This window comes from Ewingella sp. AOP9-I1-14 (assembly GCF_052375995.1).
Lineage (GTDB): Bacteria > Pseudomonadota > Gammaproteobacteria > Enterobacterales > Enterobacteriaceae > Ewingella > Ewingella allii.
Map to the genome: position 1 here is coordinate 69,962 of NZ_JBQSVA010000006.1, position 26,348 is coordinate 96,309.

The 26,348-nt window shown below is 55.0% G+C and carries 28 protein-coding genes and 1 pseudogene; 22 read left to right on the forward strand and 7 right to left on the reverse strand.

Going from position 1 to position 26,348, the window contains the following annotated elements:
• Window positions 1-16: 16 nt before the first annotated feature.
• Together ACT3RT_RS16410 and ACT3RT_RS16415 are read left to right on the forward strand one after the other, a co-directional pair.
• Complete coding sequence (locus tag ACT3RT_RS16410) at window positions 17-547, forward strand: GNAT family N-acetyltransferase (protein WP_485902318.1); 531 nt, start codon at window positions 17-19, stop codon at window positions 545-547.
• A gap of 65 nt (window positions 548-612) precedes the next feature.
• Window positions 613-1,236 carry a glutathione S-transferase family protein gene (locus ACT3RT_RS16415; RefSeq protein ID WP_485902320.1) on the forward strand — a complete coding sequence of 208 codons (624 nt, stop codon included), beginning with the start codon at window positions 613-615 and terminating at the stop codon, window positions 1,234-1,236.
• Window positions 1,237-1,327: 91 nt separating this feature from the next.
• Here the strand turns inward: ACT3RT_RS16415 and ACT3RT_RS16420 are convergent, their stop codons facing one another.
• Window positions 1,328-2,440: an SDR family oxidoreductase gene (locus ACT3RT_RS16420; RefSeq protein WP_353503485.1), complete on the reverse strand. Its 1,113-nt coding sequence runs from the start codon at window positions 2,438-2,440 to the stop codon at window positions 1,328-1,330.
• 493 nt (window positions 2,441-2,933) lie between these two features.
• On the opposite strand from ACT3RT_RS16420, the gene ACT3RT_RS16425 reads away from it, so the two are divergent.
• Window positions 2,934-3,791 carry a PA4780 family RIO1-like protein kinase gene (locus ACT3RT_RS16425; RefSeq protein ID WP_353503484.1) on the forward strand — a complete coding sequence of 286 codons (858 nt, stop codon included), beginning with the start codon at window positions 2,934-2,936 and terminating at the stop codon, window positions 3,789-3,791.
• A 91-nt stretch (window positions 3,792-3,882) separates the two neighbouring features.
• On the opposite strand, the gene ACT3RT_RS16430 is transcribed toward ACT3RT_RS16425, so the two are convergent.
• Together ACT3RT_RS16430 and ACT3RT_RS16435 are read right to left on the reverse strand one after the other, a co-directional pair.
• On the reverse strand, window positions 3,883-4,623 hold the full coding sequence (locus ACT3RT_RS16430) for a molybdate ABC transporter substrate-binding protein (protein WP_496203342.1): 741 nt from the start codon (window positions 4,621-4,623) through the stop codon (window positions 3,883-3,885).
• A gap of 43 nt (window positions 4,624-4,666) precedes the next feature.
• Window positions 4,667-5,747: pseudogene (locus tag ACT3RT_RS16435) on the reverse strand (ABC transporter substrate-binding protein).
• Window positions 5,748-5,928: 181 nt separating this feature from the next.
• On the opposite strand from ACT3RT_RS16435, the gene ACT3RT_RS16440 reads away from it, so the two are divergent.
• The 3 genes from ACT3RT_RS16440 to ACT3RT_RS16450 all read left to right on the forward strand — a co-directional run bounded on the left by ACT3RT_RS16440 (window position 5,929) and on the right by ACT3RT_RS16450 (window position 7,677).
• Window positions 5,929-6,381, forward strand: a complete 453-nt coding sequence (locus ACT3RT_RS16440) for a GNAT family N-acetyltransferase (RefSeq protein WP_353503481.1) — start codon at window positions 5,929-5,931, stop codon at window positions 6,379-6,381.
• Between the two features lie 95 nt (window positions 6,382-6,476).
• On the forward strand, window positions 6,477-7,265 hold the full coding sequence (locus ACT3RT_RS16445) for an inositol monophosphatase family protein (protein WP_485902327.1): 789 nt from the start codon (window positions 6,477-6,479) through the stop codon (window positions 7,263-7,265).
• 73 nt (window positions 7,266-7,338) lie between these two features.
• Window positions 7,339-7,677, forward strand: a complete 339-nt coding sequence (locus tag ACT3RT_RS16450) for a nuclear transport factor 2 family protein (protein WP_185689159.1) — start codon at window positions 7,339-7,341, stop codon at window positions 7,675-7,677.
• 108 nt (window positions 7,678-7,785) lie between these two features.
• Here the strand turns inward: ACT3RT_RS16450 and malG are convergent, their stop codons facing one another.
• The 3 genes from malG to malE all read right to left on the reverse strand — a co-directional run bounded on the left by malG (window position 7,786) and on the right by malE (window position 11,522).
• On the reverse strand, window positions 7,786-8,676 hold the full coding sequence (gene malG / locus ACT3RT_RS16455) for a maltose ABC transporter permease MalG (protein ID WP_034793391.1): 891 nt from the start codon (window positions 8,674-8,676) through the stop codon (window positions 7,786-7,788).
• Between the two features lie 19 nt (window positions 8,677-8,695).
• Window positions 8,696-10,258, reverse strand: coding sequence for a maltose ABC transporter permease MalF (gene malF / locus ACT3RT_RS16460; protein WP_485902330.1), 1,563 nt, complete (start codon window positions 10,256-10,258; stop codon window positions 8,696-8,698).
• A gap of 73 nt (window positions 10,259-10,331) precedes the next feature.
• Window positions 10,332-11,522 carry a maltose/maltodextrin ABC transporter substrate-binding protein MalE gene (gene malE, locus ACT3RT_RS16465; protein ID WP_485902332.1) on the reverse strand — a complete coding sequence of 397 codons (1,191 nt, stop codon included), beginning with the start codon at window positions 11,520-11,522 and terminating at the stop codon, window positions 10,332-10,334.
• 452 nt (window positions 11,523-11,974) lie between these two features.
• Between malE and malK the strand changes: the two genes are divergently transcribed.
• The 16 genes from malK (at window position 11,975) to ACT3RT_RS16545 (ending at window position 25,819) form a co-directional block, all read left to right on the forward strand.
• Window positions 11,975-13,084 (forward strand): maltose/maltodextrin ABC transporter ATP-binding protein MalK, encoded by a 1,110-nt coding sequence (gene malK / locus ACT3RT_RS16470; RefSeq protein WP_496203343.1) that lies wholly within the window; start codon window positions 11,975-11,977, stop codon window positions 13,082-13,084.
• A gap of 30 nt (window positions 13,085-13,114) precedes the next feature.
• The gene (locus tag ACT3RT_RS16475; RefSeq protein ID WP_353504033.1) at window positions 13,115-14,410 is read left to right on the forward strand and encodes a maltoporin; all 1,296 of its coding nucleotides are present in this window, start codon (window positions 13,115-13,117) and stop codon (window positions 14,408-14,410) included.
• Window positions 14,411-14,624: 214 nt separating this feature from the next.
• A complete protein-coding gene (gene malM, locus ACT3RT_RS16480) occupies window positions 14,625-15,551 on the forward strand; it encodes a maltose operon protein MalM (protein WP_496203344.1) in 927 nt (308 codons plus the stop codon).
• Between the two features lie 105 nt (window positions 15,552-15,656).
• A complete protein-coding gene (locus ACT3RT_RS16485) occupies window positions 15,657-16,493 on the forward strand; it encodes an AraC family ligand binding domain-containing protein (RefSeq protein WP_496203345.1) in 837 nt (278 codons plus the stop codon).
• Window positions 16,494-16,549: 56 nt separating this feature from the next.
• Window positions 16,550-16,996 carry a DUF2000 domain-containing protein gene (locus ACT3RT_RS16490; protein ID WP_353503476.1) on the forward strand — a complete coding sequence of 149 codons (447 nt, stop codon included), beginning with the start codon at window positions 16,550-16,552 and terminating at the stop codon, window positions 16,994-16,996.
• A 99-nt stretch (window positions 16,997-17,095) separates the two neighbouring features.
• Window positions 17,096-17,734, forward strand: a complete 639-nt coding sequence (locus ACT3RT_RS16495) for an RpiB/LacA/LacB family sugar-phosphate isomerase (protein WP_485902337.1) — start codon at window positions 17,096-17,098, stop codon at window positions 17,732-17,734.
• A 104-nt stretch (window positions 17,735-17,838) separates the two neighbouring features.
• Complete coding sequence (locus ACT3RT_RS16500; RefSeq protein WP_353503475.1) at window positions 17,839-18,540, forward strand: acid phosphatase; 702 nt, start codon at window positions 17,839-17,841, stop codon at window positions 18,538-18,540.
• 201 nt (window positions 18,541-18,741) lie between these two features.
• Window positions 18,742-19,482: a response regulator gene (locus ACT3RT_RS16505; protein WP_353503474.1), complete on the forward strand. Its 741-nt coding sequence runs from the start codon at window positions 18,742-18,744 to the stop codon at window positions 19,480-19,482.
• On the forward strand, window positions 19,479-20,786 hold the full coding sequence (locus ACT3RT_RS16510; protein ID WP_496203346.1) for an ATP-binding protein: 1,308 nt from the start codon (window positions 19,479-19,481) through the stop codon (window positions 20,784-20,786). Before ACT3RT_RS16505 ends, ACT3RT_RS16510 begins: the two co-directional genes overlap by 4 nt.
• Before the next feature lie 161 nt (window positions 20,787-20,947).
• Window positions 20,948-21,217, forward strand: coding sequence for a YdgH/BhsA/McbA family protein (locus ACT3RT_RS16515; RefSeq protein ID WP_353503472.1), 270 nt, complete (start codon window positions 20,948-20,950; stop codon window positions 21,215-21,217).
• Window positions 21,218-21,372: 155 nt separating this feature from the next.
• The gene (locus ACT3RT_RS16520; protein ID WP_353504032.1) at window positions 21,373-22,140 is read left to right on the forward strand and encodes an alpha/beta fold hydrolase; all 768 of its coding nucleotides are present in this window, start codon (window positions 21,373-21,375) and stop codon (window positions 22,138-22,140) included.
• Window positions 22,141-22,160: 20 nt separating this feature from the next.
• Window positions 22,161-23,351 carry a cytochrome c biogenesis protein DipZ gene (locus ACT3RT_RS16525; protein ID WP_496203347.1) on the forward strand — a complete coding sequence of 397 codons (1,191 nt, stop codon included), beginning with the start codon at window positions 22,161-22,163 and terminating at the stop codon, window positions 23,349-23,351.
• Window positions 23,352-23,450: 99 nt separating this feature from the next.
• Complete coding sequence (locus tag ACT3RT_RS16530) at window positions 23,451-23,717, forward strand: BufA1 family periplasmic bufferin-type metallophore (RefSeq protein ID WP_034793372.1); 267 nt, start codon at window positions 23,451-23,453, stop codon at window positions 23,715-23,717.
• 18 nt (window positions 23,718-23,735) lie between these two features.
• Window positions 23,736-24,572 carry an MNIO family bufferin maturase gene (gene bufB / locus ACT3RT_RS16535; RefSeq protein WP_496203348.1) on the forward strand — a complete coding sequence of 279 codons (837 nt, stop codon included), beginning with the start codon at window positions 23,736-23,738 and terminating at the stop codon, window positions 24,570-24,572.
• Window positions 24,569-25,321: an HvfC/BufC family peptide modification chaperone gene (locus ACT3RT_RS16540; protein ID WP_496200098.1), complete on the forward strand. Its 753-nt coding sequence runs from the start codon at window positions 24,569-24,571 to the stop codon at window positions 25,319-25,321. The genes bufB and ACT3RT_RS16540 overlap by 4 nt, the downstream gene beginning before the upstream one ends.
• A 36-nt stretch (window positions 25,322-25,357) precedes the next feature.
• Window positions 25,358-25,819, forward strand: coding sequence for a DoxX family protein (locus tag ACT3RT_RS16545; protein WP_496203349.1), 462 nt, complete (start codon window positions 25,358-25,360; stop codon window positions 25,817-25,819).
• 54 nt (window positions 25,820-25,873) lie between these two features.
• Here ACT3RT_RS16545 and ACT3RT_RS16550 read toward each other — a convergent pair whose 3' ends face one another.
• On the reverse strand, window positions 25,874-26,239 hold the full coding sequence (locus tag ACT3RT_RS16550; RefSeq protein WP_353503467.1) for a hypothetical protein: 366 nt from the start codon (window positions 26,237-26,239) through the stop codon (window positions 25,874-25,876).
• Between the last annotated feature and the right edge of the window lie 109 nt (window positions 26,240-26,348).

Below are 26,348 nucleotides of genomic sequence, written 5' to 3' on the forward strand. Positions count from 1 at the left end.
TTAATGAGCCAACCCCATGCTGACTTCTGCCCCCGTTTTAGAAACTGAGCGCCTTGTCCTGCGCGGCCACCGCGTGGAAGATTTTGATGCCATTGCCGAGCAGTGGGCCAACCCCGACGTGGTGAAGTATATCGGCGGCACGCCGTCCAGCCGCGAGGCCAGTTGGAGCCGCTTATTGCGTTATCCGGGCCACTGGCAGATGCTGGGCTTTGGCTATTGGGCCGTTTGTCTGCGTGACGGCACCTATGTTGGCGAAGTCGGTATTGCGGATTATCAGCGCGATATCACCCCCTCGCTGGAGGGGTTAGCGGAAATGGGCTGGGTGATCTCCCCGGCTTTCCACGGCAAAGGCTATGCGCTGGAAGCCGCGCAGAAAGTGCTGGAGTGGGCCGACACCCACCTCGACCGCCAGCTCTGCTGTATCATCGATCCTGAACATATTGCTTCGATTCGCCTCGCCGAGAAGTGTGGCTTTGTGGCGGAAACCGACACCGAATATTACGGCAGCCCGACCCGCATTTTTAAACGTGCGGGGCCGCGTTTTTAACTCTTTTTATGGGTCACCTGATCCACATTGATGTTCACATTGTCTGCTGTCTATCAGGAGGTATCGTGTTGAAATTATTGGGTAAGGCATCATCTATCAATGTCCGCAAAGTGCTGTGGACCGGTCATGAGCTAGGGCTGGATTATTTACGCGAGGACTATGGCAGCGGATTTCAGTCCACCGAAACCCCTGAGTTCAAAGCATTAAATCCCAATGCCATGGTGCCGGTGCTGATCGACGGCGATTTTGTGCTGTGGGAATCCAACGTGATTTGCCGCTATCTGGCGGCGCGCGAAGGGCGTGAGGATCTGCTTTCGGCAGATATAAAAACCCGCGCCCTGGCCGAGCAGTGGATGGACTGGCAGGCGGGCGAGTTGAATAACTCTTGGCGCTACGCCTTCCCGGCGCTGGCGCGTAATAGCGCGCAGCATCAGGACCCGGCGTTAATTGAAGCCGGAGTGAGTAACTGGAATCGGCATATGCAGATTTTGGAAGCGCAGCTACAAAAAAGCGGTGACTACGTGCTGGGAGACAGCTTCACGCTGGCGGATATTCCGCTGGGCCTGTCGGTAAACCGCTGGGCGATGACCCCGATGGCCCGCCCGGCGCTACCTGCGGTGGAGGCTTACTACGAAAGATTGAACCAGCGCGAAGGTTTCCGGCTGTTTGGTCGCAACGGAATGCCGTAAGCGAAAAATTTGTCGCTAAAAGCCCGCAATAAAAAAATCCCGCGCAAAAATACAACGCGGGATTTTTATTTTCAGCGGTTTATCTGAAGGCTTATTTAAAATCAACCATCATCAGTTCGGAGATGGTTTGACCGTGCGTGGAGCTAACGCACTTATCGATATAGTTTTTAAATGGCATAGGTTTTGGCAGGCCCATGTCCATTACACGACGGTTATCGAATTTGACGTTTAATTCGGCGAAGCTGCCATATAATTTAATGGCGCGTAAAATAATCTTATCATTGCACGGGCCAAGAATATCTTTGAACTGCTTGCGAATACCAATGAAGTCTTGATAAGTCGTTTGTTTGTATTCATTAACGGCCGCTGGCGTATTGCTGGCTTTGGCGACACAAATATCTATTTCATGGAAAGGCGTGGACATATCGCCGGATGAAATATGATAGAAATCGTGCTGAATATCGCTATTCAGGCAGAGATTGACCAATACCATGGCGCAATAATCCACCGGGATAACGTCAATTCTATCGTCCAACGTACAGGGGAATTTCTTCAGTTTTAGCGCCATCAGGAACACCCAGAAAATACTGCTGGATGGGCGACAACCAAACTGAGTGTGGCCGACGATAATTGACGGGCGCGCCACGACGAAGGGCATATCCGGACACTCTTGGCGGATCAGATTTTCAATCGCACGCTTGGACGCCGTGTACTGCACCAGATCTTCGTTATGGGCGTTGTCGGGCATATCTTCATAGAAGATACTGTCTTTGTCTGGCATGGAGGCCATGGCGGTGCCGACGTGGACAAAGCGTTGCAGGCTTTTTACCTGTGCCATACGTTTAGCAAAAGCCAGTGAGCCATCAACGTTCACTTTCCACAGCACCGGATTATTACCAAAGGATGCAATGGCGGCGCAGTTGATCACGTGAGTAATGTCATCAAGGCGCGGATCGTTAATAAAACCTTCAGGTTCGCCGAGGTCGCCAATCAAAATAGAGTCTTCGGTGATAACGGAAAGCTGTTGTTCGGTTAAATCGAATTTTTGCAGATTACTAATAATACGTTTACGGCCAGCCAGATTATCGTCAGCCCTGACTAATAAAAGTAATTGAAGGTTATCCATAGCGACGTGACGAATAATATGTTCAACCACTGCGCCACCCACGAAACCTGATGCGCCGGTAATTAAAATATTTGGCATGACTGTTACCTATAACGAGAAAGTTCCGGCACAGTACCACTCTCATACTAAACGATATGTATACCAACGCGGGTGATAAATAAACGATAGTTAAACGAAGTGCGGGGGTAAATAATGGGGTTTATCATTCCCAATATATTTTTGATATTAATTTACACGCATTTTTACAGATGGAAATAATGAATGTTTATTAATGCTTAATAAATAGCAGGGTGGGGTAAATAAACAAACCCTTCCAGCTTATCTTTTCTGTCAGGTTCTTTGATGAGCGCATTGCCCTTAGCTGACATAAGCATCAGTTTGTGCAGGAAGTGTTCACTAAGATAAACTGACGGAAATCCCCCGTCGTAGTCAGGTGTTGTTTGCGGCGGAGTGTTACAGTATGCATTACGAAATGGGGGAAGTGAGCCGCAGGCCGCTCTCTCATCAAAGTTCACGAAGGGAATATTGCGCTGGTGATTCCCTCGCGCGAGTAAATAAGGTACAAGGCTGCATGAAAATCCCAAATAGAATCCAACCTCTGGTGGATGACGGCCTGATAGACGATGTGGTCCGTCGACTGAAAAGCGGCAAAGAAGCCGACGTTTACACTGTACTTTGCGGTGAAGAGATCCGTTGCGCCAAGGTTTACAAGGAAGCCACCCAGCGTAGTTTTAAGCAGGCGGTGCAGTATCAGGAAGGGCGTAAGGTTCGCAACAGCCGCAGTGCGCGTGCGATGCAAAAAGGCTCGAAGTTCGGTCGCAAGCAGCAGGAAGAAACCTGGCAGACCGCCGAAGTTGACGCGCTTTTCCGCCTCGCTAACGCCGGGGTGCGCGTGCCACAGCCTTACATCTGTCTCGACGGCGTGCTGCTGATGGAGCTGATCACCGATGCCGAAGGGCTGGTGGCGCCGCGCCTGAGTGACGTGATGCTTACGCCAGAAGAGGCGGTGGCTGACCACGACACCATGATCCGCAATATCGTGCGCATGCTCTGTGCCGGTATCGTTCACGGCGACTTGTCAGAGTTCAACGTGCTGATGGACGCCAACGGGCCGGTGATTATCGACTTACCGCAGGCCGTCGACGCCTCGGCCAACAACCACGCCGAATCTATGTTCGAGCGCGACGTGAATAACATGCGCAGCTACTACGGGCAGTTCGCGCCGCAGTTGCTGGAGACGCGCTTCGCCAAAGAGATTTGGGCGCTGTATGAAGACGGCAAACTGACGCCGGAAAGCGTGCTGACGGGACACTTTGTGGAAGACACTTCGAAAGCCGATGTGGATTCTCTGCTGGATGAAATTATCGCCGCAGAAGATGAATATTACGATCGCCAGCGTGCGCTGAAGGAACGTGATTTCAACGATTGATCTAGCAAGATTGCAATAAGAAGGGCGCAAGCAGAGAACCCACTTCGCGCCCGACGACATCGCTTTGACCAAGCTTAAAACAGTTCCCCGGTTATTCCCGCATCACCGAGTCCCGCCCGCAAAAACCGGCATTCTGTAGCAGGTGCTGGCCTTGGTCAGACAGAATAAATTCCGCCAGCGGCTTGGCCTTCTCCGTACAGGTCGCCAGCGCGTAGTTGGCCCGCACGTTGTAATCCGCCGGAATGTTAAACACCCGCAGTTTATCGTTTTCACGCAGCAATCTGGCATAGCTGGTGTAGCCGATGAACAGGTCAGTCTGCCCGCTGCAAATCAGCCATTCTGACGCCAATTTGCCTTCTGGTACTACGGCACTGTTGGGGCCGCCAACCAGTCTTAGCGCTTTATTACGCAACCCCTCGCCAGAACCCGGATGGCGGCGCTCAATCTCTTCGAACATCTGCAAGGTGTAATCCCCCGACGGGTCGCTCTGCGGCGTCGAGGTGGCGAGGCGAAAACGAGAGTCGAGAAGCACGGTCAGCCAGTTCAGGCCGTCCAGCTCTGGCATATCACGCGCCACCAGACAGAGGCTGTTGCCGCAGAAGGTATTCACTTCCAGCGCGCGGCCCTGCTGCTGGATGGCCAGCGGATGAGCAGTGTTGGCGGAGGCGAAGAGATCGGCTTTCTCCCCCTGCTCAATGCGCTGGCGCAATAGCCCGGCGGGTCCAAATTCGGTTTTTACTTTCGTGCCGGTGGCTTCGGTAAAGGCTTGCGTCAGCTGCTCCCACACCAGACGCAGACTGCCCGCCGCCAACACGTTGATTGAATTTGCCATCTCTTATTCTCCTTTATTATTTTATCGCCTCACCGTGACGGCATCAGGGGCGAGGCTGGCTCCCTTTCTGCTCGGCTTGACTGACATAGCTCGTACGGTAGAAACGCTGATAATAGTCATCTGCCTGTTTCTGCATATTGATGTCGGTAAACTTTTGTGGATAAAGCTTTTTCGCCATCCACAGTTCGCCAATCGCCAGCGCTTCGGGCATCGGGTAACCCCAGGCTTTGGCGTACTCAGGCATCAAATACACGCGATGGTTCTTCACGGCGTCGATGGCCTGCCATTTCGGATCGTTATTAATTTGATCCACCACTTCCGGATAGCGATCTTGCACGAAGATCACCTGCGGATCCCACGCGATCACCTGTTCCAGCGCCACCTGCTTGAAGCCTTTCACCGTCGCGGCGGCGACATTCATCGCACCGGCATGGGCCATCATCAGCCCGGTATATTTGCCCGAGCCGTAGGTGGTTAATTCAGGATTGGCCATGTAAGTGCGTATACGCCTATCGGCAGGAATGTCTTTCAAACGCTGGCTAACAATCTGACGCTGAGAAAAAGTATAGTCGATCAATGCCGCGGCCTGTTTTTGGCGGTTCACAACTTCGCCAATCAGTCGGATGCCTTGCTTAAGCCCGTTATCGTAAGCCTGATCCTCATTGTCGAGGGTCGGATTGAGTTTTCCCGCCTGATCCTTGGCATCTTCGCGCAGGGAAATCGCCACCACTGCGATGCCGGTATGGCTAATCTGGTCAATCATCTCCTGCGGCGCGTAGTTGGTGACGAACACCACCTGCGGGTGCAGCGCCACTAGGCTTTCCAGATTCACACTGGTCAGGTCGCCGACCTGCGCCTTGCTATCAAGTGACGGGGCCAGACGCTCATAGCCATCGCCCAGCTGTTTTTTCCAGTTATTGAGCACGCCGACGATGTCGTCCGTGGCATCAAGCTGCACCAGCAGGTTGAGCGTCTGGTGTTGCAACACGACGACGCGATACGACTTTATCGGGAATCGTCACCTGACGGCCTAACTGGTCGGTAATCTGGCGGGAAGCCCATGATGAAAGTGGTGCAAAGCTCAGCGCAAGGCCAAGCAGCAAAATTGAACGGAAAGCGCGCAAGTTATGATCCTCTGGTTCGTTGTGAAATGGATTATATAACGGAGCGGCTTAACAAAATATGACCAAAAGTGGGGAGATGAAACAGAAAGAGCAGAGCAACGGAAAGCAAAAAAAATCTAGCAACGCGCAGAGGGCCAGAGGCGCTATATTGGTAAGTCTTTCGACACTCATCGGAGAACCTATGTTAATCATTGCGTCGGTTGACCCTTCTACGACGGGATTTGATGCTCTCTGCGCCGAAAGTCAGCGCGAGGGGCAACGCATGCTGGTGCGCCTGCGCGACAACTGGCGCTCTGGCGCCAACCGTTTTGCCCTAAAGGGGGAGATGCTCAACGGGGCATTTTTATTGCAGCAGGGCAGCGATGAGCGCCAACTGGTGGGCATCTGCGGGCGCAATATCGACCCCTTTGCCAACTCGCCGCGCATTGGCCGGGTGCGCCATCTGTTTGTGACCCGCGAGCTAAGGCGGCAGGGCGTCGGCCAGTTGCTGATGACTCACCTGCTGGCCGATGCGCCAGACTACTTCGACCTGCTCAATACTCACGCCCCGGAGAGCGCCCACGCCTTCTACCGCAGTTTGGGGTTTGTGCCGGTGACGGATGACCCTAATGTGACCCATCGTTTGACGCTCTAACGGCAGATTGTCATATTTTGTTCATCAATCAGAGGGCATGCTGTGGCCAATTTTATTTTTGCTCAAGCAAAACGGGATGAAATTCAGGGACAACGATGATTAACCAAGACATGTCACCACGTCTGGCCAAGGCCAGCCAGATTGCCGCGCAGGCCGCCGAGCTGGCGCTAAACTACTTCAACCGCCGGGATGAGATTCAGGTCAGTAGCAAAAAAGTGCAGGATTTTGTCTCACAGGCCGATGTCGCCGTGGAGCAATTTATCCGCGCGCAGCTGGCCGAGCATTTCCCGCAAGATGCCATTATTGGCGAAGAGCTTGGCGGCACGCTGACCGACGCGGCCTGCTGGGTTATCGATCCAATCGACGGCACCTCGAATTTCCTGCGCGGTTCGCCGCTGTGGGGCGTGTCGCTGGGGCTGGTGGAAGGCAAGAAGCCGGTGATTGGCGTGGTGGCGCTGCCGGTGCTCAATGAACAGTTTGCGGCACAAAGCGGCAAAGGCATCTTCCTCAACGGCGAGCCTTTTACCCGCGACAACCGTTTTGGCGACGTGCAGATCCTCTCCCTCGGCGACAGTTCCGACGACCGCCTCGATGACGCCGCCAACTTCTACCAAGGGCTGCGCGCCGCCGATTGGTCGGTGCAGTGTTATCGCTGCACCACCGTGGGCATGGTGTTTGCCGCCAAAGGGGTGATTGACGGCCATCTACAGCGCCGCACCACCCTGTGGGATATCGCCGGAGGCGCGGTGCTGTGCCAAGAGGCCGGGCTGGAAACCGTGGTCAACTTCGGCGATGAAGGTATTCGCGGGTTGTCGGTCGCCAGCGGCACGGCCAGCTTGATGAGCACGGTCAGAGGCCTGTGGGATTTAAAACCTCGTGATTGACATATTGACTGCATCAATAGATATTGAATTTCCATTCAAATAATAAGAATTTTTATTCAATTCCGGAGTTGATATGTCTTCACCTTTATTGCCTGTTGAACAGCAGTTTTATGCCTATAACGAGCACGACTTAGAAAAGTTCGTCGCCTGTTTCAGTGAAACTTTCAAAGGGTTCCGTATGCCTGCCACCGAGCCTTCGACCGTCGGCAAGCAGCAGTTACGTGAGTTTTATGCTAATCACCGCTTTAATAACCCGAAGCTGCGGGCTGAATTAATATCCCGTTCGGTGCTGGGCAATAAGGTGTTTGACCACGAACGCATTCACGGCATTAATGAGCAGCCCATCGAAAGCGTCGCGGTGTTTGAAATTGAAAATGGCCTGATTGAAACCGCGTGGTTCTACTTCGCGTAACGGCTTCTAAACCCGATGAAAAAAGGCGACTTTCGCAAGTCGCCAATAGTTCAGACACAGAGGTTGTTGAGAAATACAGCCAAATAACACCAAGCGCATTGCAGTAAACTAGCCCTTCACCCCGCCCGCCGTTAATCCTCCCACCAGCCAGCGTTGTGCAATCAGGAACACCGCCGTGATAGGTATCGCAGACAGAATTGCCGCCGCGGCAAAGTCGCCCCACAGGTAGTTTTGCGGGTTGAGATATTGCTGCATGCCGACCGCCAGCGTGTAGCTATTGACGTCGCGCAGCAGCAGAGACGCCACCGGCACTTCGGTGATCGCGGCGATAAACGACAGAATAAACACCACCGCCAGAATCGGCACCGACAGCGGCAACAGCACCAGCCGGAAAGCCTGCCAAGGCGTCGCGCCGTCGAGCGAGGCGGCTTCTTCCAGTGAATTATCAATGGTTTCGAAGTAACCCTTAATGGTCCAGACGTGCAGCGCGATGCCGCCCATATAGGCGAAAATCACCCCGCCGTGGGTATTCAACCCGAGGAAAGGCACATACTGGCCGAGGCGGTCGAACAGGGCGTAGAGCGCCACCAGAGAGAGCACCGCCGGGAACATTTGGAAAATCAGCATGCCTTTCAGCAGCGTGCTTTTACCGCGAAAGCGCATGCGCGCGAAGGCATAGGCGCAGGTGGTGGAGAGCGCCACAATGCCGATCGCGGTGATCACCGCAATCTTGATGGAGTTCCACAACCACAGCATCACCGGGAAGGGCGGCGGCGTGACGCTGCCGTCGCTGTTGGTTACCGCCATACCCAGCGCCAGCTTCCAGTGATCCCAGGATATTTGCTCAGGAATGATGCTGCCGGTGGCGAAGTTGCCGGGCCGTAGCGAAATCGCAAATACCATCAGCAGCGGGAACAAGATCAGCGCCACAAAGCACAGCAGCAACACGTGAGTGACCAGCAGCCGGAGTTTTTGCGACTTAGGTTTAACCATGGGCATTTGTCTCTCTCCTTGTCGACTAGTCGAATTTCATGCGGGAAGCTTTCAGGTTGATCAAAGCCAGCGCGCCTACTAACAGGAAAATCAGCGTGGCAATCGCCGCCGCCAGTCCGAAATCTTGGCCTCCGCCGCCCTCAAAGGCGATGCGATAGGTGTAGCTGACCAGCAGGTCGGTATGCCCGGCCGGGGTAGTGGTGCCAATCATGTTCGGGCCGCCGTTGGTCAACAGCTGGATCAGCACGAAGTTGTTAAAGTTAAAGGCAAAGCTCGCCAGCATCAGCGGTGCCAGCGGCTTGATAAGCAACGGGAAAGTGATGCGGAAGAAGTTCTGCATCGGCGTCGCGCCGTCCATCGCCGAGGCTTCATACAGGTCATCAGGAATGGCCTTCAGCAGCCCCATGCACAAAATCATAATGTAGGGATAACCCAGCCACGTATTGACGATAATAATCATCGTCTTGGCGGTCAGCGGGTCACTAAACCACGCCGGCTTGATGCCAAACAGACTGCTGAGCATCAGGTTGATTTCACCGAAGCTTTGGTTAAACAACCCTTTGAAAATCAAGATGGAAATAAAAGCCGGCACGGCATACGGCAGAATAAACAGCAGCCGATAAATGGCCTTGCCTTTCAGCTCCTCCCACTGCACCACGCAGGCCAGCACCATGCCCACGGCGGTGGTGAAAATCACCGTCAGCAGCGAGAAGATAATGGTCCAGACGAAGATAGACAGGAACGGCTTCTGGATGCCGTCGTCGTGCAGTACGCGCAGGAAGTTGGCCCAGCCGATATTCACCGTAAAGCCGGGACTGAGCTTCTCCGCCTGCCACTCGCCCTGGGAATTCACTGCCTGATAGAAGCCAGTTTGCATATTCGGACGATACACCACGCCGCTCTGCACGTTGGTCAGCTGTTTGCCATCTTCAGCGCGCTGGTACAGAGGCTGGCTGCCGGAAAACTGGCGCAGCGAGCTCATCTTCAGGCTTTCGCCACTAGGCAGTTTGGCGGTCAATTGCCCCAGCGCCTGACGGTTTTGGGTGACGACGCGCAGCCCGGCTTTTTCCCCCTCGGGCATGGCCTGCGGAGAGAGCGTTAAGGTTTGCTGCGTCGCCGGATTAAAAGCAAAGGGGGCGGACACTAATATTTCGCCACTGTCAGGCGAGGTCAGGGCCAAGCGCCACTGGTCGGCGTCGGCGGGGAATAAGGCGAACGGGTAGGCTTTATCAGCCTGAAACTGGCGGTCCATTAATACCGACTGCGCCCGTTCAAAGGTCAGTTGGTTGGTGCTGCTGTAGTTGGTGAAGGCGATGAAAATGGTACAAACTAGCGGGAACAGCACGAACAGCGACATACCGGCGAGGCCGGGATAAATATAGCGCCACGAGTAGGCGCGGCGGTTGGCATAAATATATAAGCCGACGCTGGAAAGCAGCAGCGTTAGCATGGCAAACAGCATCTCGCCCTGCGCGTACATCAGGACAATCAGGTAGCCGGTAAACAGGGCGAGCAGACTGACCACCAGCCATTTCACGCCACTGCCGATGCGCCCTTTTTTTCTGGCTGACATTCCGCTTTCTTGCATAGCACATCCCTTGTTACGCCGGGGCGAAGCTTCACCCCGGCGGGTTACGACTCACTTTAGCTCAGGCGTCAGATTACTTGGTGACGCGGGTTTCAGCTTCTTTCAGCGCTTGCTCGACGGTTTGACGACCATTGATAGCATTGATGATCGCGCTGCGTTCGGCATACCAGAAGTTACTCATCTGCGGGATATTCGGCATGATTTCGCCGGTTTTCGAGTTCGCCATGGTGGCGGCAATGCGCGGATCTTGCTCCAGTTTTTCCTGATAGGACTTCAGCGCCACGGCGCCCAGCGGCTTGTCTTTATTCACTGCCGCCAAGCCGTCATCGGTCAGCAGGTAGTTTTCCAGAAACTCTTTGGCCAGCTCTTTATTCGGGCTAGCGGCATTAATACCCGCGGTTAATACCCCGACGAACGGCTTCGACGGTTTGCCGTGGAAGGTTGGCAGCAGCGTCACGCCGTAGTTGATTTTACTTTTATCGATGTTTGACCATGCCCAAGGGCCATCAATGGTCATCGCGGTCTGGCCCTTGTTAAACGCGGCTTCGGCGATGGAGTAATCAGTGTCGGCATTAATATTTTTGTTCTTCACCATGTCGATGATGAATTGCAGGCCAGCCTGCGAACCCGCGTTATTCACGCCGGTGTCTTTGATGTTGTATTTGCCGTTTTCGTATTTGTACGCGTAACCGCCGTCGGCGGCGATAATTGGCCATGTGAAGTAGGGTTCTTGCAGGTTCCACATGATGGCGCTTTTGCCTTTGGCGCGCAGCTCTTTGTCCAGCGCGGGGATCTCTTCCCAAGTCTTCGGCGCCTGCTTGATGATGTCTTTATTGTAAATAAGCGACAGCGCTTCCACCGAAACCGGGTAGCCGATCAGCTTGCCATTGAAGGTGACCGCGTCCCAGGTAAACGGGAAGAGTTTATCTTTGAACGCCTGATCCGGGCTGATTTCCGCCAGCAAGCCGGACTGGGCGTAGCCGCCAAATCGGTCATGGGCCCAAAAGATAATGTCCGGGCCGTCGCCGGTGGCAGCCACCTGCGGATACTTCTCTTCCAGTTTGTCTGGGTGTTCAACCAGCACTTTGATGCCGGTGTCCTTCTCAAACTTCTTACCTACTTCGGCCAGGCCGTTATAGCCCTTGTCTCCGTTGATCCAGATGACCAACTTGCCTTCTTCGATTTTGGCAAACGCGGAGGACGACATGAAAAGCGTTGCCAGGGCAGATACTGCGAGAGTTCGTGTGACTGTCTTATTCATCATCTAATCCTTTAACGAGCGTAGAGAGGCGATTTTTATTCCGTCTAAAGGTGACGTTAATGTCGTAAAAGTCGGTTTGAGGTAGCCAGATAAGCTTGCCGGACCAGTGTCGGCGATAACTCAACATAGCTTCATCATCCCCCTCTCTACGCCCCCCTCTCTGGTTGTGTGATCCACTTAACACTGCCGCGCATTCTGTGGGGTATAACTCAAAACTATGGGTGGCAATTTGCCATCAAGATCACGAATTTGATCTTTAGTGTGAACTTTCAGCCGTTTGCGCAATAGCCTCATCCTCCTTCCTCCTCCCCCACGAAAATCTTTGTTACGGATGATTACGAAAAGGTATCGTTCCCGCACTCTGCCTGACATTCAGTTTCCTTGCTTACGCGGCAAATAAATGATTGACCGCGCGGTGAGCAGGAGACTCCAGCAAGTCTGTTCAGGAGTCGGCTATGGCGGGCGTATCACTTCGTAACCTCTACAAAGCCTTTGGCGACACGGTCATCTCAAAAGACGTGAATATTGAGATTGCCGAAGGTGAGTTCGTGGTTTTTGTCGGGCCGTCTGGCTGTGGCAAATCTACGCTGTTACGCATGATTGCGGGCCTGGAAGATATTACCTCCGGCGACTTGCTGATTGGCGAGAAACGCATGAACGACGTGCCGCCCGCCGAGCGTGGCATCGGCATGGTGTTTCAGTCCTACGCGCTCTACCCGCACCTCTCCGTGGCCGAAAACATGTCCTTCGGCCTGAAGCTGGCGGGCACCAAAAAAGCCGAAATTACCCAGCGGGTGAATCAGGTTTCAGAAGTGCTGCAACTGGCTCACCTGCTGGATCGCCGCCCGAAGGCGCTCTCCGGCGGCCAGCGTCAACGCGTCGCCATTGGCCGCACGCTGGTGGCCGAGCCGACGGTTTTCCTGCTCGATGAGCCGCTGTCGAACCTCGATGCCGCGCTGCGCGTCCAGATGCGTATTGAGATCTCCCGTCTGCATAAGCGTTTGAAACGCACCATGATTTACGTCACTCACGATCAGGTCGAAGCCATGACATTGGCCGACAAAATCGTGGTGCTCGACGCCGGTCGCGTGGCGCAAATCGGCAAGCCTCTGGCCCTGTACCACTATCCGGCAAATCGCTTTGTGGCCGGGTTTATTGGCTCGCCAAAAATGAATTTCCTGCCGGTGAAAGTCACCGGCGTTGAAGCCGAACGTGTGCAGATTGAACTGCCAGACCGCCAGCGCGTATGGCTGCCGGTTGAGGGCCAAGAGGTCACGGTCGGCAGCAATCTGTCTCTGGGGATCCGTCCTGAACACCTCTTACCGAGCGATATCGCAGAAGTGACGCTGTCCGGCGTGGTGCAGGTGGTCGAGCAGCTCGGCAACGAAACCCAGATTCACATCCAGATCCCGGCTATCCGTCAAAACCTGGTGTACCGCCAGAACGACGTGGTGTTGGTAGAAGAAGGTGCAACATTCGCAATAGGCTTGCCGCCTCATCGCTGTCACTTGTTCCGCGAGAACGGGACTGCGTGCCGACGGCTACACCCAGAGCCCGGCGTTTAAAGCACGCGATCCCCCTACAGGAGAACAATGATGATGACTTTGCGTAAATACTCTCTGCCGCTGGCAGTCGCGGCGGGTATTTTTTCTACACAAGCGATGGCAGTTGACTTCACTGGTTATGCGCGTTCGGGCATTGGCTGGACCGGCAGCGGCGGCGAGCAGCAGTGTTTTAAAGCGACCGGTGCTGACAGCAAATACCGTTTGGGTAACGAATGTGAAACCTATGCCGAGTTACGTCTTGGACAGGAAGTGTGGAAGGAAGGGGATAAGAGCTTCTACTTCAACAGCAACATCGGTTACGCCGTAGACCAGAGAAATGACTCCGAATCGACCAGCCCTGCCGTGCGTGAAGCTAACGTGCTGGGTAAAAACCTGATTGACTGGCTGCCGGGTTCTACTATCTGGGCCGGTAAGCGTTTCTACCAACGTCATGACGTCCACATGATTGACTTCTACTACTGGGATATCTCTGGTCCTGGTGCAGGTATCGAAGACATTGACTTGGGCTTTGGTAAGTTGTCTCTGGCAGCCACCCGTAACACCGAAAGCGGTGGTTCTTACGGCTACATCGCTGACCAGCGTAACGAAGTTCCAACCTCTAACGACGTGTTCGACGTGCGCGTAGCTGGCCTGAACACCAACCCAGGCGGCGTATTAGAGCTGGGTGTTGACTACGGCCGTGCTAACCCGCGTGACGGTTTCTCTCTGGCTGACGACGCCACTAAAGACGGCGTAATGCTGACTGCTGAACACACGCAGAGCATCTACAACGGCTACAACAAATTCGTCCTGCAATACGCCACCGACTCCATGACCGATCCGGGTACTAACGGGGCGAGCGGCCACTCCAGCGGCGGCAGCGTAAACAACAACGGCAACATGTGGCGCGTGCTCGACCACGGTGCCATCGACTTCAACGATACTTGGGGTCTGATGTATGTCGCGATGTACCAAGATGTTGATCGCGATAACAATAACGGTACAACCTGGTACACCGTGGGTGTGCGCCCGATGTATAAATGGACGCCAATCATGAGTACCTTGCTGGAAGTGGGCTACGACAACGTCAAATCCCAACGTACCAGCCAGAACAACGGCCAATACAAAGTCACCCTGGCGCAACAATGGCAGGCTGGCGACAGCATCTGGTCACGTCCGGCAATTCGTGTCTTCGCCACCTACGCCGACTGGAACGAAAAATGGGGCTACGACACCGACCGCGGTCTGAACAACGGTCTGGCCATGAGCGACACCAGCACCAATACTTTCAGCCGTGGTAAGGACAGTGAAGTTACGTTCGGCGCACAAATGGAAATCTGGTGGTAAAACCTTCGTCATCCTTCGCGCTGTGGCCGCGTTGGCTGCCCGCGCTCACCCCAGTCACGTAGTTGTCTACGCTCCTGGGGATGAGCTTGGTTGCCGCCTTGCCACAACACGAATGATTTAGAAGGTTCGGTGGCAGGGTTGGGCCACAAAAAACAAGATGTGCTGGCTGGCGATCCTTTCGCCAGCCTTCATGGTGATTCAAAAGGAAATAACGATGAAAAAGAATCTGCTGTCACTGTGTCTGTCATTGAGCCTGTTGTCGATGACCCCCGCAGGTGTTTATGCTGCGCAAACTGACACAGCGGTTGCGCCGGTGATCTCCGCTCAGACCTTACAGAAATTGTCGTGGACGCCACTGGTTCCTCCGGTGACGCAGGATGTGACGCTGTCGGCTTCTGGCGCACAAATCAATCAGGGTAATATTCAGGGCGCGGTAGGGGCATTTGCTGTTCCAGCTGACCGTGGATCTCTGGAAATTACCGTCACCAGCATCGCGACCGGCAAAACGGTGTATGTGCCGAACGTCTTAGTGCTGGACGAACAAATGCGCCCGGCGGCCTATTATCCGTCGAGCTACTTCCCGTATGAAAAACCGGGCATTGTCTCCAGCGATCGTCTGGAAGGCACTTTGAAACTGACGCCAGCGCTGGGTCAGAAACAGATTTACCTGTTGGTTTACACCACCAAGCAGGACCTGGCGACCACTACCCAGATGACCAATCCGGCCAAGGCCTATGCCGCTGGCGTGGGTAACGCCATCCCGGATATTCCAGACCCGATTGCTCGCCACACGCCAACCGGCACGCTGAGCATTAAAGTTCGCGCCGAGCAGAAGTCGGGCAACATCATGATTGGTCAGATTCTCGATAACGTGAATACCAGCACCAGCTCTGCGGCTCCGGCTCCAACGCCGATTATCGTTGGTCAGCAAGCTGCGCCAGCACCGGTTCGCACCGAACCTGCTGCACCAGCCAAAGCGGCCGAGCCGATGCTGTCTGATTCAGAAGCCTACTTTAACAATGCGATTAAGAAAGCGGTGAAAGCCGGTGATGTGGATAAAGCACTGAAACTGCTGGACGAAGCCGAGCGTCTGGGTTCGAAAACCGCCCGTAAAACTTTTATCGACAGCGTTAAGCATTAATCCCCGCTGCGCTTCAGCTCCTCCGTTTTGGGGGAGCTGAACATCCTTTCTCTTCCTCCTGCCATTTTGTTACTCTGTTGTTAATTTAGACAGCGGAGCAGGGCCATGGCGCCAAAAAACTGGGTCGATTTATCGAAAGATAAAGAGAGCGGCATCGAAACCATTCAGGCGCATTTTGAAGGCCACGCCTACGATCCGCATTGGCACGACAGCTATTTAATTGGCGTAACGCGGCAGGGCGTGCAGCAGTTCAGCTGCCGTCGGCAAAAACACCAAAGCCTGCCCGGCAAGGTCTTTATGCTCGAACCCGGCGAGATCCACGACGGCGACGCGGTGGCACCCGACGGTTTCACCTATCACATGCTCTACCTCGACCCGCAGTGGCTCAGTCGCGAACTGGCCTCGCGTCGGGAGGATTTCATTCCCGGCGGCGACCCCAGTTTTGAGCGCACTCTGGCACAGGATGTGCAACTGGCCCAGGCGGTTTCCAGCGCCTTCGACGCCTTGCACAGCAACGATCTGCGCATTGTTCGCGAGTCGACGCTGGATAGCATGCTCAATGCGCTGGGTGGGCATCTGACCTGGCGGCTGAAGGCCGACGGCGAGGGAAACGATGTCTCTCTGGCCCATCGCGCACGGGACTTCCTTCACGCCCATATGCAGGAAGATATTGGGCTGGATCAACTGGCCGCCGCCCTCGGCGAAAGCCGTTTCATCGTCACTCGCGCCTTTAAAGCCGCTTTCGGCTTGCCGCCTCACGCCTACCTGATTCAACTAAAATTGACCCGCGCCCGCCACTGGCTCGCCGCCGGGCACTCGCCGGTAAGAGTCGCCACCGACCTCGGTTTCGCCGACCAAAGCCACCTCGGCCGCTGGTTCCGCCGCGCATATCAGCTGACGCCAGCGCGTTATAGGCGGCTGTGCACAAATCTTCCAGATTGAGTTTTTCTGGCGGGCTATGCTCCGGTTTTCACTGTGCAAAATCGGAGTTTGTTTCTATGAATGCCCCTGTATCTCCTTTATCCCCATCTTCTTCACTACCGGAACGCTGCGTGGTGGTAATCAATAGTGAACTGAGTGCCGGACATGCCGCCAATGCCGCGGCGGTGCTGGCGTTGACTCTCGGCCAGCGCCATCCGGGGCTGGTGGGGGAGCCGCTGATTGATGCCGATGCGCGAGTGCATCCGGGGCTCATTCCGATTGGGATTAGCGTGCTGGTGGCGGATAGCCAAACCCTGTCGCAGCTGCACCAAACACTGCTCAACGATGATGAGATGGACGGAGTGATTTTCCCGGTCGAAGGCCAGCAAACCACCGACTACGCGGCATTTCGTCAGGCGGTCACTCAGGTGCCGACGGATTCGCTGCAACTGCTGGGCATCGCGCTGGCAGGTAACAAGAAAGTGGTAAGAAAACTCACCGGCAAGCTCGGCTTATTGGGCTGATTCTGTGAATTCAGTCACGCCAGTGGTCATTCTTTCAAGCATAAAACTATTTTTTCATTAAAATGAAATGACGGTTCAATAATTGAAAGGGATGAAGAAATGAAAATTGCACTGATGATGGAAAACAGTCAGGCCGCGAAAAATGCGTCGGTCCTGAAAGAGCTGAAAACCGTGGCGGACGAGAAGTCTTACTCGGTTTACAACGTCGGCATGAGCGACGAGCAGGATCATCACCTGACCTATATTCATCTCGGTATCATGGCCAGCATCTTGCTGAATGCCAAAGCGGTGGACTTTGTGGTCACCGGCTGCGGCACCGGGCAGGGCGCGCTGATGTCACTGAATATCCACCCTGGCGTGGCCTGCGGTTACTGTATCGACCCAGCGGATGCCTACCTGTTTGCCCAAATCAATAACGGTAACGCGCTGTCTCTGCCTTTCGCCAAAGGCTATGGCTGGGGCGCCGAGCTGAACGTGCGCTTTATTTTCGAGAAAGCCTTCTCGGGTGAAAGAGGTCAGGGCTACCCGGCTGATCGCAAAGAGCCTCAGGTGCGTAACGCTGGGATTCTCAATCAGGTCAAAGCCGCCGTGGTGAAAGAGAACTATCTCGACACCCTGCGCGCCATTGATAAAGATCTGGTGAAAACGGCGGTAAGCGGCCCGCGCTTCCAGAAATGCCTGTTTGAAAATGGGCAGAACAAAGAGATTGAAGATTTCGTTAGAATCCTGCTGGCGTAATTCCCCAGCCATGCCTCGCAACGCGCGCGGGCATGGCTGTCATATTGCTGTCATATCCGCTCTTTACTCTCCTGCTATTCGAAAAAAAACTCAGGAGCTCTCCCTTGCGTAAGTCCCTCGTCGCATTACTGTTTTTAACCCTTTCCGGCGCTGCATTTACTTCTCAGGCCGCTGAAGAAGCTAAGCCGTTTGTCACCAGCAAAGAGGTTGATCTGAGTAAATATCTGCCAGCTCCTCCGGCGGATGACTCGGCGCAAACCAAGGCTGAAATCAAAGAGCTGTTGGCGATTCAGGCCAGCCGTACGCCGGAGCAGGAGAAGGCGGCGATTGCCGACGCGCAGGAAAACGTCTGGCGCTTCGCCGATGTGATGGGCCCTGAATTCACCGCTGAAAAATTGCCAAAAGTGGCCGCGCTGTTTGACCGTGTCGTCGCGACGGAAGACGTGGTGGATGACTCCGCCAAGAAGTTCTTCAACCGTTCGCGCCCGTACATGGTGGATGAGCAGATCCACCCGCTGCTGAAAAAATCTAAGTCTGGATCATGGCCGTCCGGTCACTCCACCGTCGGCTATCTGATGGCGACCGTGCTGGCCGATATGGTGCCGGAAAAGCGCAACGAGCTGTTCACCCGTGCCGCAGGCTATGCGGAGAACCGCCTGGTTGCCGGTTTCCATTACCGTTCTGATACCGTCATGAGCCGCACCGGTGCTGCGCTGATCGCCCAGAAAATGGCCGAGCAGCCAGAGTTCCAGACTGAATTCGACGCAGCAAAAACCGAACTTCGCGCGAGCATGGGGCTGAAGTAACTTCCCCGATTCGTCCATAAAAAGCCGCTCCGCCGCCTCGAAAACGGCCGAGCGGCTTTTTTATTATTTCACTTTCCCTCTTTCACCTCTCGCCATGTATCCCCCGGCCATACAGATACACTGTGGTACAAAGCCGACTTTTTAGACCGAAATAATAGGATACAATCTGTTCATCCCCTCCTGATGCTAATGGACCTTTCCGTGGATCATATTGACCATATTCTGATCGTGGATGATGACCGCGATATTCGTGACCTTATCGCCGATTACCTGCAAAAAGCCGGGTTGCGCACCAGCGTGGCGGCCAACGGCAAGCAGATGCGCGCCTTGCTGGAAACCCAGCCGGTGGACCTGATTGTGCTGGATATCATGATGCCCGGTGACGACGGTTTGGTGCTGTGCCGCGAGCTGAGCAGCGGCAAGCATCGCACCATTCCAGTCCTGATGCTGACGGCCCGCCATGAAGAAACTGATCGGATTTTGGGATTGGAAATGGGCGCGGACGACTATTTGGTGAAGCCTTTTGTCGCCCGCGAGCTGCTGGCGCGCATCAAGGCGATTTTGCGCCGGGCGCGCATGTTGCCGCCGAATCTGCAAGTGACCGAAGCAGGGCGGTTGCTCTCCTTTGGCGTGTGGGATTTAGACACGTCGGCGCGCCATTTGGTGGATGCCGACGGCACTATTGTGGCGCTCAGCGGCGCGGAATATCGGCTGCTGCGGGTCTTTCTCGACCATCCCCAGCGGGTGCTAAACCGCGACCAACTGTTGAATCTGACTCAAGGCCGCGACGCCGAGTTGTTCGAGCGCTCAATCGATTTGCTGGTCAGCCGCCTGCGTCTGCGGCTCAACGATGACGCCCGCGAGCCGGCCTACATCAAAACCATGCGCAGCGAAGGCTACGTTTTCTCCATGCCAGTGGTGATCAAAGAGGCCCGCGAATGACCTGGTGGCCGCGCTCTCTGCTTTCCCGTCTGCTGATTATCGTGCTGCTCGGCCTGCTGCTGGCGAACGCCCTGACGCTGAGCTTATTGATGTATGAGCGCATTAGCAGCGCCCGCTCGGTGATGCTGGGTAATCTCGAATATGACGTGGCGACCAGCGTCGCTATTCTCGACCGGCTGCCCGCCGCCGAGCGCCCGGCCTGGCTGAGCATGCTCGGGCGCGGAAACTACCACTATTTGCTCAGCGCCGGTCAGTCCGGCGAATACCCGACGACGTGGCGTTCGCAGGATACCGCCGAGTCGCTGGAGCAGGCGCTGGGAGCCAATTATCACCTGTCGATCAATGCTATTCCGGGCAAGCATGAGCAGCTACAGGCGCACCTCACCCTGAAAGACGGCCAGCCGCTGACCATCGACATCACGCCGCGCCCGACGCCCATCGCCAACTGGCTGCCCTTTGTACTCTGCGTGCAGCTGGCCTTGTTGCTGATTTGTTCGTGGTTCGCCGTGCGTCAGGCGGTGCGGCCACTGACCGTGTTCACCAAGGCGATAGAGTCCCTCGACCCAACTTCGCTGTCAGCCAGCACCATGGCGGAGAGCGGGCCTGCCGAAGTGCGCTACGCCGCGCGGGCTTTTAACGCCATGCAGGCCAGAATCAAAGGCTATCTGAAGGAGCGGGCGCAAATTCTGGCGGCCATTTCTCACGATTTGCAGACGCCGATAACCCGCATGAAATTGCGTGCCGAAATGGCCGACCAGCCCGAGCTGCGCGACAAGCTGCTGTTAGATCTCGAGGAGATGACCCATCTGGTGCGCGAAGGGATTGCCTATGCCCGCGCGTCAGAAAATCTTGAAGAGAAGTTCAGCCGAATCGACCTCAATGCCTTTATCGATAGTCTGGTGTGCGACTATCTCGACGTGGGGAAAAACGTCGCTTTCATCCCCGCCTGGCAGCCCGTGGCGCTGGTGACTCACCCGCAGGCGCTGCGGCGTATTCTGACCAACCTAATTGATAACGCGCTGAAGTTTGCCGGCAGCGCCGAGCTGCGGCTCAGTCTGAGTGAGAGTGGGACGGCGGAGATCGTCATTGCCGACAATGGGCCGGGGATCCCGCCGGAGGAGCTGGAGTCCGTGTTGCAACCTTTCTATCGGGTCGAAAGCTCGCGCAATCGCGATACCGGCGGCACCGGGTTGGGTTTGGCTATCGCCCAGCAGTTGGTCAATCAGTTGAAGGGCAAGCTACAATTGGCCAATCGCCAGCCACAGGGTTTGCAGGTCATAATGCATCTCTCCCTAACTGAATAATTGTTTTCTTATGTATCAGCGCCGCCCGGCGCTATACAGAAAAACAAATCTCGCGTTAATTGAAACAGCCCACATACATTTATCCGTTTAAATAAGTCATCCGCCGAGACAAGGTCCGGCGGAAATAAACTTAACTTAATCGATATATTATGAGGCTTATTATGAAACTCTTCCGCACCGTTATTCTGCCACTCTCTTTGCTTATTACCGCCGCTGCCGCCACGCCTGCCTATGCCGCAAAAGAAGTCAATAATACACAGGGCTTGGTGAAAATTGGCACCGTTTCTGACAGCAGCAGTAATGCGCTTTCATTATCTGAATTAAATGAAAACCTCTCCATGAAAGCCGATAAAGCCGGAGCCAGCGCGTATCGCATTATCGCCGCCGGGGGGAATAACAGTTATTACGGCGTGGCCGAAATATACCGTTAATTGTGTATCTCATTATTTATTACGTCATCCAGATACATAGACATAAGAATCCGCTACCAGACCGAAACATGCCAGATACATAACAACTTTACTCTTGTTACGTCGGGAAAATCATCCCGCCTATGTCCCTTGGTCTGATATTTCAGGAGAAAATGATGAAGCCGCTACACAAAACGTTTTTGGCCATGACCGTCGCCGGTCTGATGACCGGCTTTTCCGCCCACGCGGAGCAGGTTCACACCATTGTTCTGGTCCACGGCGCTTTCGCCGACGGCACCGCCAGCTGGGAGCAGGTGATCCCTGTTCTACAGTCGCGCCATTACGAAATTATCACCGCGCAAATCCCGCTGACCTCGCTGAAAGAGGATGTCGAAGTGACCGAACGCGCTATTGCCCGCGCCAAGGGCGACGTGATTCTGGTCGGCCACTCGTGGGGCGGCACGGTCATCACCCAGGCCGGTAATAACCCACGCGTCAAAGCCTTAGTGTACATCAATGCCTTCGCGCCGTCCGCCGGGCAGTCCACCGCCGATCTGGTGAAAAGCTTCCCGGCACCTCCGGGCAGCGCAAAAATAGTGAAAGGGGCTGACGGCTTCCTCAGCCTGCCAGCCAGCGCCATCGCCAGTGACTTTGCACAGGACGCCACGCCCGAGGCGCAGAACATCGTGGGCATAACTCAGGTGCCAATCCGCGCCTCAAGCTTTGATGAAAAAGTCACTAAAGCCGCGTGGGAAACCAAGCCCAGCTGGTTCTTGGTCGGCAGCAAAGATCGGATGATCAACCCCGACTTGGAGCGCGCGATGGCGAAGAAAATCCACGCCCGCGTGACCGAGCTGCCGGTAAGCCACGTCCCGATGCTGTATGACCCAAAAAACGTCGCCCGCACCATTTTCAAAGCGGTGAATATCACTTCGGGTAACTAGCCCGTCGTCAGGGAGTTCTCATGTCAATTCTGATTGCTTATCTGGGCGGAATGCTCACTTTATTAAGCCCGTGCACGCTGCCGGTGATCCCGCTGTTATTTGCCGGAGCGGGCAGCAATAAACGCCATTTCGCCGCCCTGCTAATCGGCATGGTGCTGACCTTCACGCTGGTGGCTTTGCTGGCAACGGTAAGCAGCGAGTGGGTAGTGCATGCCAGCAAATATGGCCGCTGGCTGGCGCTGGGGTTATTGGCTATCACGGCACTTTCGCTTATCTCTGAGCGTTTTGCCCAGAAGATTGCGCAGCCCGCGGTGCGCCTTGGCTCCCTGCTTGATAGCCGCAGCCGCCAGCAGCGGGGCGTGACCAGCGCTCTGCTGGCCGGTGGGGCAGTCGGGTTGTTATGGGCACCCTGCGCGGGGCCGATTCTGGGGGCCATTCTCAGTACCACCATGCTCAACGGAGCCTCCGGGCAGAGTGGATTACTGCTGCTGGCCTACGGCAGCGGCTGCGCGACGATGCTGGCCGTGCTGTGGTTTTGCGGCGACAAACTCTTGGCCAAGCTGCGAGCTAAAATGGCGATCACCGTACGTTTTCGCCAGATGGCCGGGGTGATGATGTTGGCGTCGGTAGTGTTTATCGCTTCGGGGGCTACCAGCTTGCTGGATACCAATAGCGCCGTCGGCCAGCAGTTAGAGCAGCATCTGCTGACACTTAAGCCTTCGCCGGCCAAGAGAGTCGTTCTGCAACCCGTTGATATTCAGGCGCCGTCCAGCCAGATGCCGTCTCTCAACGGCGCTATAACCTGGCTGAACTCCCCGGCACTCACGCCAGAGCAGTTAAAAGGCAAAGTGGTGCTGATCGACTTCTGGACCTTCGACTGTATTAACTGCCAGCACAGTATTCCCCACGTTCGCGAGTGGGCGGAGAAATATCAATCTCAAGGTCTGGTGGTGATTGGCATTCACACCCCGGAATATCCGTGGGAAAAGAATATCGATGCCGTAAAACAAGCGCTGAATAAATGGAATATTAAGTACCCGGTCGCCGTTGATAATAATTACGCCATCTGGAGTGCCTTCGGTAATCAATATTGGCCTGCGCATTATTATTTCGATGCCAAAGGGCAATTACGTTACGAGAACTTCGGGGAGGGTAATTATCAACAGCAAGAAAAAGTCATTAATGCGTTATTGGCCGAAGCTAAGGCTTAATTTAATAAGGAGGTAATTTCACATTAGATAATCTCGCTGTGTTAATGCTGTGTCTGACATCATTTATTTAATTTAACTCTCAACTTTCTGGAGCTTTATATGAAACGTATTGCTATGTCCGCTATTGCCTTATCTCTGATCTCTTTTAGCGCTGCCTCTTTAGCTGCTGAAGCCACGGGCCCTAATTTAGAGCGCTGTTTTGGTGTCGCAAAAGCGGCAGATAACGACTGCAAGGCCGGGGCGGGCACCACCTGCGCCGGGACTTCCAAAATCGATTACCAGAAAGACGCCTACAAGATGGTTCCGCAAGGCACCTGCACCTCCATCCAGACGCCAAAAGGCCACGGTTCACTGACCGAAGGCTAAGCCAAGAGGGCCACCACCATGACGACAATAACTCAACTGGGTGCCGGGCTTGGGCTGAAGCCGGAGCATTACCAGCAGGCGCTTAACAGTCCGGCGGACGTTTGGTTTGAAGTCCACAGTGAAAATTATCTCATGGCCGGTGGCCCGCGCAGGGAGTGGCTGGAGGCGATTCGCCAGCAGCACGCGATCTCCCTGCACGGCGTTTCGCTCTCTTTGGCCGCCGACGCCCCGCCGGACGCCGCGCTGCTCTCTCGCCTAAAAGTGCTGGTGGACGAGGTTAAACCGGCCTTGGTTTCCGAGCATTTGGCGTGGTCGCAGTGGGACGGCGCTTACTACCCGGACCTGCTGCCGGTGCCGCGCACCTCGCAGGTGATGCGCCGGTTAATCGACAATATTGACCGGGTGCAGGACGCGCTGGGCAGGCAGATTTCGCTGGAGAACCCGACGCACTATCTGCATATGCCGGAGCACGAGTGGGATGACATCGCGTTTCTGCATGAAGTGAGCTGTACCACGGGGTGCGGGCTGCTGCTGGACATCAACAATGTGTGGCTCAGCGCCCACAACCTGAGTTTTGATCCCGGTGCGTGGCTCGACGGTTTTCCGGCAGACAGTGTTACCGAGATTCATCTGGCCGGATTCAGCAGCGACGAAGGCGGCAGCAGCTTGCTGATCGACAGCCACGACAGCCCGGTGTCCGACGACGTTTGGGCGCTTTATCAACGACTTATTCAGCGCATCGGCGCGCGCCCCACGCTGATTGAACGTGACGACAAACTGCCCGAGTTCGCCGTGTTATTGCAGGAGCAGCAGCGAGCACGAGGCATTCTTCACACCTACGGAGGCTGGCGATGAACGACGAACTGGCCCGATACCATCAGGCTTTTATCCGCGCCCTGTATGACGAGAACAGCGCCGAGCTGGCGCATTTACAGCAGCAGCCGGGTTTCTCAGTCTATCGCAACAGCGTGCTGAAAGGCTGCATCGACGCGCTTCAGGCCAATTTCCCCAGCGTCGCCAGCCTGACCGGTGAGCATTTCTTCCGCGAGATGGCGCGGCAGTACGCGCTGGTGGAGCCGCCACGGGAAGGGATGCTGATTCGCTACGGCGAGTTTTTCCCGGCATTTATTGCCACCTACCGGCCCGCCGCCGAACTGGGCTATCTGGCTGACGTGGCGCGGCTCGACTGGATTTGGCTGGAGGTGTTTTGCGCCAAAAAGACAGCGGCCTTGGAGGTACAGGCATTGGCCGGGTTGTCGCCAAAGTGGGTTGGCGAAAGGGTTTTAACTCTTCGCAGCGCGGTGCGCTGGCATTGGCACCCGAGCCTGCCGGTCTTCACCCTGTGGCATTTCAACCGTTACCAAACTGCGCCGCCGGAGAACATCCAGTGGCGCGGCGAGGGCGCGCTACTGGTGATGCGCCAACAGAGCATCGAGGCCGAGCCGATAAGCCGTGGCGGCGCGGCATTCCTCACCGCCTGCCGCGATGGCGCGAGCCTGAACGCGGCGAGCGAACGGGCATTACTTACAGAGCCGGCATTAGACATTGGCCCTTTTTTCACGCGCTTACTGCATCTCGGCGTTTTTGCCGCGATGGCGCATTAATTCGTAGAGGTAATAATGAAAACGACGGACATATCTTTGAATACGCAGACTTCTGCTGAGCAGGGCTTGCGCGGATTGTGGAATGCCACGTGGCGCGGCGTGCAGCGTCTGGTTAGCGACAACCTGCTGCTGCTGGTCGCCCGAGTGGGTATCGCAGCGGTGTTCTTCCTTTCTGGGCGCACCAAAGTGACGGGTTTAATGACCCTTAAGCCTTCGACCTATGAGCTGTTTAAAACCGAATACGCCTTGCCGCTGATCCCCTATGACATTGCCGCGCATCTGGCGACCTTCGCCGAGCACACCTTCCCGGTGCTGCTGGTCCTTGGCCTACTCTCCCGCTTCGCCGCCAGCGGCCTGCTGTTTATGACACTGATTATTGAGATCTTTGTCTATCCCGACGCATGGCCAACCCACCTGATTTGGGGCGGATTGCTGCTGATGGTTGTCTCGCGCGGAGCAGGGAAGTGGTCGCTGGATCGGGCGTTAGGATTGGTGTGAGGCAGGAGTCAAAGCCAGTTTTGGGGCTGGCTTTGACTTAAACAATGACCAAGCTTACCAGGCGAGTTTCTCTTTGCTGGCTTTCTCGTTTTGGTCATACATCATTTTGATGGTGGTGTAGTTACACATATCCACAGGACCTTTGCAGTAATCTTTGATCACTTTATCCATGATCTTTTTGTCTTTCGCTTCAGTCAGCGCTTTGAAATCAGACAGGTTTTTCTTCTCCATCATGCGCAGCATAGAGTCCTGACACATATCCAACTGCCCGTCGCAATATTCCTTCTTCACTCTCGCCTGAATGTACTCAATGACCTCTTTCTTCTGCGCTTCTGAACCATCGAATTTCATCGGGTTCACGAAAGCGGCGCTAGCCATAAATGTGCATGTCATCAGAGCAAAGCCCAGAATTTTTTTCATCAGAATGTCCCTTTACGTTATACGAATCATTTAGCGCGCGAATGGTAACATTTTCTAATGGGTGGATCATTTATGTTACTTCTATAGGATAAGGTTTAAGAATCACCAT